Origin of the sequence: Janthinobacterium sp. DSP2-3-3 (assembly GCF_049897325.1) — a bacterium.
Classification (GTDB): domain Bacteria; phylum Pseudomonadota; class Gammaproteobacteria; order Burkholderiales; family Burkholderiaceae_D; genus Janthinobacterium.
The window spans coordinates 781676-794150 of record NZ_JAFCWA010000001.1 but is presented as its reverse complement, the minus strand read 5'-3'; the positions used below and the strand labels follow the sequence as shown (position 1 = coordinate 794150).

Annotated in this window: 5 protein-coding genes and 1 pseudogene; all 6 read left to right on the top strand. The window is 64.6% G+C overall.

Features of this window, described 5'->3' with window-relative positions:
* Nucleotides 1-19 precede the first annotated feature (19 nt).
* Nucleotides 20-1630, top strand: coding sequence for a ShlB/FhaC/HecB family hemolysin secretion/activation protein (locus ACP7DE_RS03780; protein ID WP_426070804.1), 1611 nt, complete (start codon nt 20-22; stop codon nt 1628-1630).
* Nucleotides 1631-1646: 16 nt separating this feature from the next.
* On the top strand, nt 1647-8201 hold the full coding sequence (locus ACP7DE_RS03775; protein WP_426070803.1) for a YDG domain-containing protein: 6555 nt from the start codon (nt 1647-1649) through the stop codon (nt 8199-8201).
* Complete coding sequence (locus ACP7DE_RS03770) at nt 8170-8922, top strand: FecR family protein (protein ID WP_426070802.1); 753 nt, start codon at nt 8170-8172, stop codon at nt 8920-8922. Before ACP7DE_RS03775 ends, ACP7DE_RS03770 begins: the two co-directional genes overlap by 32 nt.
* A gap of 105 nt (nt 8923-9027) precedes the next feature.
* Nucleotides 9028-11502 (top strand): heavy metal translocating P-type ATPase, encoded by a 2475-nt coding sequence (locus ACP7DE_RS03765; RefSeq protein WP_426070801.1) that lies wholly within the window; start codon nt 9028-9030, stop codon nt 11500-11502.
* Nucleotides 11477-11896 (top strand): Cu(I)-responsive transcriptional regulator, encoded by a 420-nt coding sequence (gene cueR / locus ACP7DE_RS03760; protein WP_426070800.1) that lies wholly within the window; start codon nt 11477-11479, stop codon nt 11894-11896. The genes ACP7DE_RS03765 and cueR overlap by 26 nt, the downstream gene beginning before the upstream one ends.
* 28 nt (nt 11897-11924) lie before the next feature.
* A pseudogene (locus ACP7DE_RS03755) lies at nt 11925-12439 on the top strand (glutathione S-transferase family protein).
* The last annotated feature ends 36 nt before the right edge of the window (nt 12440-12475 follow it).

The following is a 12475-nucleotide window of genomic DNA, read 5'->3' as shown; positions in this document are numbered from 1 at the left end:
TACACAAGAAATCCTACACATGACATATCGTTTGGTGCACCTGCTTGCGGGTTCCGCGCTGCTGTTTGCCGTCGGCGCTGCCGGCGCTGCCGTTTCCATGGATGATGCTGCTCCTGCCATGCAGGAGGACGGCGTGCCGCGCTTCGAGATCCGCCGTTTCGACGTCCAGGGCAACACCCTGCTCACGCAAGCGCAGGTGCAAGCCCTGCTGGCGCCCTATGTGGGAGCACAGCGCGATTTTTCCGATATTGCCCGCGCCGTCGAAGCGCTGGAGGGGGCCTACCGCGCGCGCGGTTACAGCGCCGTGCAGGTGCAATTGCCCGAGCAGGAACTGGAGCGTGGCGTGGTGCGCCTGAGCGTGCTGCAAACGCCGCTGGGCACGCTCGCCATCAGTGGCAATGCCTACGTCGACGAGGCCAACGTGCGGCGCGCCTTGCCGACTCTGCGCGAAGGCGACACGCCGAACTTGCCGGCCCTGTCGCAAAGGCTGAAGCTGGCCAATGAAAACCCGGCGCGCAAGATCGAAGTGCGCCTGCAAGCCGACGAGCCGGCGGGCGCCATCGACGCCATCGTCACGGTGGCCGATGAAAGTCCCTGGAAAGCCATGCTCAACGTGGACAACACGGGCAATGCGCAGACGGGCAAGACGCATGTGGGCGTGGTGCTGCAGCATGCCAACCTGTTCGGGCGCGATCATGTCGCCAGCCTGCAATACACGAGCAGCCTGGAAAAGCCGGACAAGGTGGGCGTATATGGCGCCGGCTACCACTTGCCGCTGTATGCGCTGGGCGACTCGATGGATTTTTTCGCCAGCTATTCGAACGTCGATTCGGGCAGCGTCTCGGCCGGTATTTTCGATCTGGCCGTCAGCGGCCAGGGCAGCATGGCCGGCATCCGCTACAACCAGAACTTTGCCCGTAGCGACGATTTCGAACCCAAGCTCGTGTATGGCATCGACTACAAGGCTTACCGCAACAGCGTGCAGCTGTTTGGCATGGAACTGGGCGCCGACGTCAGCGTGCATCCGCTCAGCGTCAGCTACATCGGCAACTGGAGCTTGCCCACGGGCGTGACCAGCGTGGCGGTCACCTTCGCGCACAATATCCCTGGCGGCAAGCACGGTGCGCAAGCCGATTTCGACCGCGTGCGCGCGCATGCCAAGGCCGCCTACAATACCGTGCGCCTGAGCGCCAGCTCGGGGCGTGTGCTGGCCGGCGACTGGCAATGGCGCGCGCTGCTCAATGCGCAGCTCACGCCGGACGCGCTGGTGCCGGGCGAGCAGTTCGGCGCCGGTGGCGCCGCGTCCGTGCGCGGCTTTGCCGAGCGCGAGGTAGCCAATGATTCGGGCGTCAACCTGAACCTGGAACTGTACACGCCGAACTGGTGCGGCCAGGCGCTCGGTTACCAATGCCGCGCGCTGGCGTTCTATGACACAGCCTGGCTGCGCCGCAACCATGCTCTACCCGGCGAAAGCGCGTCGCAAGGCATAGCCAGCGCTGGCCTCGGCCTGCGTTTGCTGCTGAGCCGCTACGCCAATCTGCAACTCGATTACGCCCATGTCGTCAATGGCGGCGACACGGGACAGCGGGGCGCCAACCGCCTGCATTTCCGTCTGGCCTTGGCCTACTAGCATCAGGATGAACACCATGCACAATCACATCCAGCACGCCTCCGTTTTCATCCTGACGCCATCATTTTCGTCACCGTTTGCGCCGCCCTTGCGCCGCACGGCGCTGGCGCTGCTGCTGGCCGGCTGTTTCGGCGTGGCGCAAGCCAATCCCGCCTTGCCGCAGGTGGTCAATGGACAGGCGACGTTCAACCAGCAGGGCAATGTGTTCTCGATCACGAATACGCCCAACACCATCATCAACTGGCAGAGCTTTTCCATCCATGCGGGCGAAATCACGCGCTTCATCCAGCAAAACGGTAATAGTGCCGTGCTCAATCGCATCACGGGACAAGATCCCAGCAAGATCCTGGGCGCGCTCGAATCGAACGGCAAGGTCTTCTTGATCAATCCGAATGGCATCGTCTTCGGCCAGGGGGCGAAAGTGGACGTGAACGGGCTGGTGGCCTCCAGCCTGGGCCTGTCGAATGACGATTTCCTGGCCGGCAAGCGCCAGTTCACGGCGGGCAGCGTGGCCGGCGGCGTCAGCAATGCGGGCCTGATCAATGCGGGCAAGGGCGGGCAGGTGCTGCTGATCGCGCCGAACGTGGAAAACACGGGCATCATCACGGCGCCGAATGGCGAAGTGATCTTGGCGGCCGGGCGCAGCGTGCAGCTGGCCGACCCCGGCAATCCGCAACTGCGCGTGCTGGTCTCGGCGCCAAACGACCAGGCGCTTAACCTGGGCCAGATCATCGCCCAGGGTGGCAGCATCGGCATGGCCGGCGCGCTGGTCAGCCAGCGCGGCGTGCTCAACGCGAATAGCGCCATCGTCGGCGAGAACGGCAGGATCGTCCTCAAGGCCAGCGGCAAGACGCTGCTCGAAGCGGGCAGCGTGACCAGTGCCACGGGCGCGGGCAAGGGCGGCGAGATATCGGTGCTGGGCGAGCAGGTGGGCCTGTTCGGCAATGCGCACGTCGACGCCAGCGGCCGCCAGGGCGGCGGCACTGTGCTGCTGGGCGGCGATTACCAGGGCAAGAACGCGGCCGTGCAGAATGCGCGCCAGGTGGTCGTCAACAAGGACGCCAGCATCGCGGCCGATGCCATCGACAGGGGCCAGGGCGGCAAGGTCATTGTCTGGGGCGACGCATCGGCCCGCGTGCACGGCAGCATTTCCGCGCGTGGCGGTGCAGCCGGCGGCGACGGCGGTTTCGTGGAAACGTCGGGGCACTACCTGGCCGTCGATGGCGCCAGGGTCGATACGCGCGCCCGCGCGGCGCGCGGCAAGACGGGCGACTGGCTGCTCGATCCGTATGACATCGACGTGGTCGCCGGCAATGGCGGCGCACTGAGCGGCGTCAACGATTTTACGGATGCGCCGACGACGGGCACCACCACTATCGGCGCCGGCCTGATTTCGGCGGCCACCAGCAATGTGCTGCTGCAGGCGCAGCACGACATCAACTTCAACGAAGTCGTCGGCATCACCCAGGCAGGCGTGGGACTGAAGGCGCAGGCTGGCAACAGCATCAACGTCAACCAGGCCATTACCACCAATGGCGGCGCGCTGATCCTGTCGGCCAACGACAATGGCGGCGCCACGGCACAAGGCAGCTCGGCCGTCTTGCATGTCGATGCGGCCCTCTCCAGCCAGGGCGGCAGCGTTGCGCTGACGGGCGCCGATATCGTCTTCGGCGTGGCGGGCAGCTTGAATGTCGGCGGCGGCAATGCGGAACTGCGCGCCAACAAATTCGACGGACGCATCGGCCTCAATGGCAGCGGTGGACAGATCGTCGGCACGGCGGTGGGGCAGACATTGCTGTTGCAGGCCGATAACATGAATTTACAGGGCGGCGTGGCTTACGGCGGCGCGGCGGGCGGCGCTGCGGTGACCTTGCGCGCGGAGTCAGCCAACCGTGAAATCAATCTCGGCAGTAAGGCGGTTGGCAAACTCAGCCTGTCCAGCGCCGACCTGAATGCCATTTCCGCAGCGAACCTCACGCTCGGCCATGCCGCCATGACAGGCGCCATCGGCGTCGACCAGGCGGTGACGGTGGCGATCGGCGCCACGGGGCCGGCTACCTTGCAGTTGGTGACGGGCGGCGCCATCGCGATCGATCATGCGCTAGCGGTGGCCGGTAACCTGAGCCTGACTGCGGGATCGACAGTGAGTGCGGCGGGCGCTGTCAATGTGGGGGCGACCTTCAGGTTGGCCAGCGGCACTTGGACGCAACATGCCACCGGCCTGCCGGCCTTTTCAGCCAGCAATTTCATTATCGCTCCCGGTGCCAGTTTCTTGCGCGTTACAAACGGCGACGGCAGCGCGGGCGCACCGTATGTCATCGCCGACGTGTATGGCTTGCAAGGCATCGCCAGCCTGGACCTGAGTAACAGTTATCGCCTGGCCGGCAATATCGACGCCAGCGGCACGGGCGCCTGGAATGACGGCGCCGGTTTTCGTCCCATCGCGCATAGCGACTCGGGCGGTTTTTCGGGGGTGCTGGACGGCGCCGGCTATGCCGTCAGCGGCTTGCAGATCCACGGCGAGAGCGCGCCGAACGGCAACCTGAACACCGGCCTGTTTGGCAAGCTGGGTAACGGCACGACAGGTACGGTGCGCCAGTTGAACCTGCTGGGCGGTAATGCCAGCGGCAACAACAATGTGGGCGCCGTGGCCGGCGTAGTCGCTGCGGGCGGCACGATAGAGCAGGTGCAAAGCAGCATGAGCGTGGCCGGCCAGGATGGCGTCGGTGGCCTGGCGGGCATCAACCAGGGCCGCATTACCGTGTCGTACGCCAGCGGCGGCGTCAGCGGCGCACGCAATCTGGGCGGCCTGGTGGGCAGCAACCAGGGCACGCTGGCCGATGTCTACGCCACCGGTGCGGTCGGGGCGGCCGCCAATGCGGATGCCGGACTCGCGCGCGAGCATATCGGCGGCCTGGCTGGCGAAAACACGGGCAGCATCAGCAATGCCTATGCCAGCGGCGCCATCGCTGGCGGGGGCTTCACTGCGGTGGGCGGCGTTGTCGGCAGCAATGGCGGCGCCTTGGCGAGCACCTACTGGAATATCGACAGCTCCGGCCTGGCGAATGATGGCGGTGCCAGCATCGGCCGCACGGCGGCGCAGATGTCGCGCCTATCGAGCTTCGACGGTTTTGCCTTCGGCGCCTCGCCCGTCTGGCGCATCTATGACGGCTACACGACGCCGATGCTGAAGGCTTTCCTGAAGCCGCTGCAAGTGACGGCGGCGGGCCAGCCTGCCAGCCAGGTCTACGATGGACAGTTCGCCAGCTTCAACGGTACGCTCGCCTATCTGGGCTTGCTCGATGGCGACACGGCGGCCAACGGCAGCCTGGGCTTCCAGTCGGCGCGCAATGTGGGCAACTACAATGTGACGGGCCTGTGGTCGACCAAGTACGACATCAGCCTGGGCGGCACGACCACCCTAGCCATCACGCCGCGCGCGCTGTCGGTCAGCGTGGGCGGCAGCAAGGTCTACGATGCGCAGCTGGGCTTTGGCAATGCCAGCTTTGTGCTGGGCAATGTGGTGGCGGGCGACAGCGTCACGGCCCGCGGCAGCGCCGTTTTCCTCGACAAGAACGCGGGCAACGGCAAGGCCGTGCACGCGAGCGGCATCGCGCTCGATGGCAATGCGCTGGGCAACTACAGTTTGGCGGCCACGACGGTGGAAGGCGCGGCCGACATCACGCCGCGCGCGCTGTCGGTCAGCGTGGGCGGCAGCAAGGTCTACGATGCGCAGCTGGGCTTTGGCAACGCCAGCTTTGTGGTGGGCAATGTGGTGGGTGGCGACAGCATCACGGCCAGCGGCAGCGCCGTCTTCCTCGACAAGAACGCGGGCAACGGCAAGGCCGTGCACGCGAGCGGCATCGCGCTCGATGGCAATTCGCTGGGCAACTACAGTTTGGCGGCCACGACGGTGGAAGGCGCGGCCGACATCACGCCGCGCGCGCTGTCGGTCAGCGTGGGCGGCAGCAAGGTCTACGATGCGCAGCTGGGCTTTGGCAACGCCAGCTTTGTGCTTGGCAATGTGGTGGGTGGCGACAGCATCACGGCCAGCGGCAGCGCCGTCTTCCTCGACAAGAACGCGGGCAACGGCAAGGCCGTGCACGCGAGCGGCATCGCGCTCGATGGCAATGCGCTGGGCAACTACAGCTTGGCGGCCACGACGGTGGAAGGCACGGCCGACATCAGCGCGCGTGCCTTGAACTATGGCGTCACGTCAGGGCAGAACCGCGTGTATGACGGCGGCAAGGACGTCAGCTTGAACGGTTATTTCGAAGGCTTGCTGGGCGTTGACCAGGTCAGCATGCAAGGCTTGCTGGGCAGTATGAGCGACAAGCACGTTGGCAATGGCAAGAGCGTCGCCTACGATGTGACGAAGGGCAGCTTGGCCGGCCAGGATGCGGGCAACTATGTGCTCAGCCCTAACTCGGGTAGCACCTCGGTCGATATCTCGGCGCGTACTCTGAACCTGAATTTCAGCGGCGTCAGCAAGACCTATGACGGCAATGCCGGCGCCAGTGTCAACATCGGCGATGACCGCATCGCGGGTGACGCCTTGACGCTGGCCGGCAATGCCGCGTTTGCCGACAAGAACGTGGGTATGGGCAAGGAGGTCAGCGTGACGGGCGTCGGTGCAAGCGGCGCCGACGCGGGCAATTATGTGCTCAGCACGCATAGCGGCAGTACCACGGCCGACATCGCCGCGCGCGCTTTGAATCTGTCTGCCGTGGCCGCCAATAAAACTTACGATGGCACGGCCGGCGCCGACGTGACCCTGGCGGACGACCGCATCGCCGGTGACAGCGTGAGCGCTACGGCCGTGGCCAGCTTCGCGGACAAGAATGTGGGCGCCGGCAAGGCCGTGACCTTGAGCGGCGCGGCGCTGGCCGGTCAGGATGCGGGCAATTACTTTATCGTTCTGCCGACCGGACTGTTGGCCAGCATCACGCCGGCCAGTCTGACCCTGAGCGGCTTGAACGCGGCCAACAAGGTGTATGACGGCACTGCCAGCGCAGCCGTCAGCGCGTCGGCGACCGGCGTGCTGGGCCAGGATGTGGTCAGCGTGGTGGGCGGCAGCGGCAGCTTTGCCGACAAGAATGCGGGCGCGGGCAAGCTGGTGACAGCCAGCGGTTTCCGCCTGGCGGGCGCCGATGCGGGCAACTACACATTGGAGACGACGGGCGGCACGGCGCAGGCGACGATTGCGCAAAAACAATTGTCCACCTGGATCGGCAGTGGCAACGGCTTGTGGAGCGATGCAGCCAACTGGGATGGCGGCGTGGTGCCGGAAGGCGCGAACGTACTGGCTGTCGACTTTGGCAACAGCAAGGGCATTGTCACCTACAGTACGGCGGCCGGCAGCACCATCCTGAAAAACTTGAATTCCGCAACGGGCTTGCTGTTGACTGGCGGTAGCCTGACCCTCGGTGAAAGCGTGCTGGACGGCTCCGTGCTGAGCGGCCTGGCCGGCCTGGAAATCAGCGGTGGCAGCTTGCTGCTGAACGGCAACCTGTCGGCGGGGCGCTATGCGCAAGGTGGCGGTGTGTTGAGCGGCAACGGCAACTTGCTTGTCGCCAACAGCTTCAGCCAGGCGGCCGGCGCCATCCGGCTGGCGGGCCAGCTGGCCATCACGCAAGCGAACGGTGACTTGCGCTTCGCCAGCCTGGCAGCGAACGAGGTGAAACTGAGCGCCCTGAACGGCGCCATCGGTCAGGATGGCGCGCTGCTCGCCAGCAGCCTGACGGCGCAGGCGCAAAATGGCATCGTGCTGGGTCATGCGGGCAATCAGGTGGGCAGTTTTACTGCCAGCAATAGTGCTGGCGGCGGCATTGCGCTGAACAATACTTCGGCGCCGGGCACCTTGACCCTGGGAACGCTGACCACTGGCGCGGGCAATATCGCCATCGACAATACGGGCGGCGTCACGGCTGGCAATATCCATGCGAATGGTGGCAACGTGAGCGTGACGGCGCACAGCCCCGTCACCGTCAACGGCAAGATCGAGGGCAAGGACATTGCGCTCAGTGCCAGCACGGACGTGCTGCTGGGCGATGGCGCGCAGCTGGCAGCGGCGCGCGACATCAGCCTGGTGGCTGGCGGCGATATTCGTGTCGAAGGCAATGCCAAAATCCTCGGCGGCGGCAATTTTGCCGCCAGCGCGGATGGCTATGTGCGCTTTGCGGACACGGCCAGCGTCGCTTTGCCAGCGGCGGCCAGCATGAGCGTGCTGGCGAAAACGGGCAGCATCACGGGTGGAGCGGGCGTGCGCATCAACCGTCAACGCGCCAGCGTCAGCTTGCTGGCGCCGAACGGTGCGGTGGCCATGCCGGACGTCATCTTCCTGCCCGCCACGACCATCGACAAGCCCGTGATCGACTTCCCTACGAGCGCGATCATCAATGACGTCCTGCGCGTCATCAAGCAGGCCGACCGCGCCAGCGCCCCGCTCGCGTCCATGCCGTCCGCCAAGTCTGATGACAAGGTGAAGGATGACAAGGATGTTGCCGGCGGCACTGGTAAATCAACAGGATACAAAGACAATGACTCTATTAAAAAAACGTTCTGCAACTAGTGCCTTGTTGTGGCTGGCCCTGATGTGCCTGGGCGCGCATGCCTGGGCCGGACAGGTGGCGGGCACGGTGATGCAGTTGAGTGGTCCGTTGATGGCCAAGAAGGCCGATGGCAAGGTGAAAATCCTGGCCATCAAGTCCGAAGTCGAGCAGGGCGACACCTTGCTGACGGAAAAAGAGACTTATGCCTTGATCAGGCTGATCGACAATAGCGAAATCACCTTGAAACCGAATACCAGTGTCGTGATCGAGCAATTCAGCTACACCGCCGAGCAGCCCGATGGCGACCACGCCATCTTCAGTTTGCTCAAGGGGGGCTTGCGTTCCGTTACGGGGCTGCTGGGCAAGCGCAACAAGGAGCGCTTCGAGATGAAGACGCCGGCCGCCACTATCGGCATACGCGGCACGACGTTTATTGCCGAGTATGTGGCGCTCGGATCGCTGCCGGGCACGCCAACGGCTCGCGCCGCATCTGCGATCGTGCCGGGCCTGTACGTGCAGGTGCTCGATGGCCTGATTCATGTGACGAATCCAGTGGGTACGCAAAATTTTGCCGCCGGTCAGTTCGGCTTTACGCCCAACTTCAAGCAGCCGCCCGTGTTGCTGCCCGCCAATCCCGGCATCAAGTTCACGCCGCCGCCAGTCTTTTCAGCGTCGCCATCGAGCTCAGGCAGCGCTGCAGGCGGCAGCAAGCCTGCGGCCATCGACTGCGTGGTGCGCTAAGCTGTTTCCAGCAAGTCCGGCACACCTGACAAATAGGGCTTGACCTTCCCATCATGGGATAGCAGATCCTGACCCTATTCGTTAATCTTTCGTACAGGATCTGCCATGAACCAGCGTGCACTCGCTCCCGCCGCTTCCCCTCCCGCCGCCGCGCATGCGCAGGCGTTGGCCATCGAAGGCATGAGTTGCGCCTCGTGCGTGGGGCGCGTGGAAAAGGCCCTGGCCGCCGTGCCCGGCGTGACCCAGGCCAGCGTCAACCTGGCCACCGAAGTGGCCAAGGTCACGTCCAGCGCGCCGATTCCCCTGGCTACCCTGCAGGCGGCCGTGGAAAAGGCTGGCTACGCGGTAGCGCAGCGCGAGATCGACCTGAACATTGCCGGCATGACCTGCGCCTCGTGCGTGGGCAGGGTGGAAAAAGCCTTGCTGAAAGTTCCGGGCGTGCTGGCCGCCAGCGTCAACCTGGCCACGGAAAGCGCGCGCATCAAGGTGACGGGCGGCCTGCAGGCGGGCACCCTGATCGCCGCCATCGACAAGGCCGGCTATGCAGCCACAGTGCCCGCCGCCAGCCAGGCCAGTGCGCCTGCCGCGGCGCCCAACCGCGACGGCATGAAAGTGGCGTTCGCGGCCGTGCTGGCCTTCCCCCTGATGCTGCCCATGCTGCTCGAGTGGGCCGGCATCCACCTGATGCTGCCCGGCTGGCTGCAGTTTGCCCTGGCCACGCCCGTGCAGTTTTACTTTGGCGCGCGTTTCTACAAGGCGGGCTGGAAAGCGGCCCGCGCCGGCAGCGGCAATATGGACTTGCTGGTCGCGCTGGGCACGAGCGCCGCATATGGCTTGTCTGTCTACCAATGGCTCGATCAGTTATCGACCCCGGGCGCGATGCTGCCGCACCTATATTTCGAGGCCTCGGCCGTCGTCATTACCTTGGTGCTGCTGGGCAAATGGCTGGAAAGCCGCGCCAAGCGCCAGACGGCCTCGGCTATCCGCGCGTTGCAAGTGTTGCGTCCGGAATCGGCCCGCGTGCGCCGCGACGGCATCGAGCTCGACTTGCCCGTGGAACAGGTGAAAGTAGGTGACCTGGTGGTCATCCGCCCTGGCGAACGGGTGGCCGTCGATGGCGTGGTGGTGGAAGGCGCCAGCCAGATCAACGAATCCCTGATCACGGGCGAAAGCTTGCCCGTGGATAAGCATGTGGGCGACAAGGTGACGGGCGGCGCCATCAATGCCGATGGTTTATTGCTGGTACGCACGCAAGCCGTGGGTGGCGAGACGACCTTGTCGCGCATCATTCGCCTGGTGGAAGATGCGCAGGCAGCCAAGGCGCCGATCCAGCACTTGGTCGACAAGGTCAGCGCCATCTTCGTGCCCGTGGTGCTGCTGCTGGCGCTGCTGACCATGCTGGGCTGGTGGTTCGCTACCGGCGAGCTGGAGAACGCCATCATCAATGCCGTGGCCGTGCTGGTCATCGCCTGCCCATGCGCGCTGGGCCTGGCCACGCCGACGGCCATCATGGCCGGCACGGGCGTGGCCGCCCGTTACGGCATCCTGATCAAGGATGCGGAAGCGCTGGAAGTGGCGCACGCCGTCAATACCGTCGTGTTCGACAAGACGGGTACCCTGACGGTGGGAAAACCTGCGCTGGCGGCGCTGCATGCGCACGGCATCGAGGACGCGCGGCTGCTGCAGTTGGCTGCCAGCATCCAGCGCGGCAGCGAGCACAGCCTGGCCACGGCCGTACTGGATGCGGCCAGTGCGCGCCACATCGACCCCTTGCCCGCCACGGCCCTGTCGGCCTTGCCGGGCCGCGGCTTGGCGGCCCACGTCGATGGCCTGGAATTGAAACTGGGCAGCACCCGGCTGATGCAGGAGTTGCAGGTGGACATGGCTCCGCTGGCCAGCCAGGCCCTCGCGCTGGAAGCCACGGGTAATACCATCTCGTGGCTGGCTTCGGGATCGGAACTGCTGGGCTTGTTCGCCTTCAGCGACCAGGTCAAGCCGAATGCGCAGGCGGCCATTGCCCATTTGCACAGCCTGGGCATCCGCACCGTGATGCTGACAGGCGACAACCAGGGCAGCGCCGATGCCGTCGGCAAGCTCTTGGGCATCGACACAGTGGCGGCGAAAATGCTTCCGGCCGATAAAACCGCTAAAATCACCGCACTGAAAGGCGCGGGCGCGAAAGTGGCCATGGTCGGCGACGGCATCAATGATGCGCCCGCGCTGGCCGCTGCCGACGTGGGTATCGCCATGTCGACGGGCACGGACGTGGCGATGCACGCGGCCGGCATTACCTTGATGCGCGGCGATCCGGCCCTGGTGGCGGACGCCATCGATATCTCGCGCCGCACTTACAGCAAGATACGGCAGAATCTGTTCTGGGCATTCATTTATAACTTGATCGGCATTCCACTGGCCGCCTTCGGCTTGCTCAACCCCATGGTGGCAGGCGCGGCGATGGCCTTCAGTTCCGTCAGCGTGATCAGCAATGCCCTGTTGCTGCGCCGCTGGAAAGCCCGCAGTCATTCCGGTGGCGCGCATACCAAGGAGTCATACGATGAATATCGGCCAGGCAGCCAGTGAAACGGGCGTATCGGCAAAAATGATACGCTATTACGAAAGCATTGCCTTACTAAAACCCAGCGCGCGCAGCGATGCAGGTTACCGCATCTACACGCCGAACGACTTGCACGCCTTGCGCTTTATCAAGCGCGGGCGGGGGCTGGGGTTTTCGCTGGAACAGATCCGCGAACTGCTGTCGCTGTGGCAAAACGACCAGCGCGCCAGCGCGGATGTGAAAGGCATCGCCCTGGCGCACGTCGCCGATTTGAATACACGCATCGCCGAACTGACGGAAATGCGCGATACCCTGGCCCTTCTGGCGCAATCGTGCCACGGCGACGACAAGCCCGATTGCCCCATCTTGCAAAGCCTGGGGCTGGCCGGCGACACGGAAGTGAAGGCTTGCTGCCATTGATGTAAATCAACGGAGGTGTGCATGGCGTATGCACTGTCACGGGCCCACGATACAGGGGCGTGGCGAATTCATCCGCCTGGCCCTGGAAGAGGTGGGCGCCGACTACCGCGATATCGCCCACTTGCCTCAACGCAAGGGACAAGGCCTGCCTGCCTCGATGGCGAGGTGTTGATTGGCCAGATCACGAATATCCTGCTGTACCTGGCCTGGCGCCGCGCGCGCGAAGCGGCCGCCTGTGGCTGAACCAGCTGCAACAGGCGCTGGCCGACTGGTTGACGGAAGTGCACGACACGCATCATCCGCTATCGATGAATCAATATTACGAAGAGCAACAGCAGGCGGCCATGCTGCGCAGCGCGGATTTCCGCGCAACACGTTTGCCCAAATTCCTCGATTATTTCATGCAAGTGTTATGCAATAGCTGCGGCCAGTATCTGCTGGTGGGCGGCGCGGCCGCATATCGCCCGCTACCTGCAATCGAAAAGCAGAATCCCATTCAATCAAGAAGGCATTTTCCGCCTTTACCCCGAGCTGGACGGATAAAAAAACAGCCGGCGCGAAGGCCGGCTGTCCTGCTGC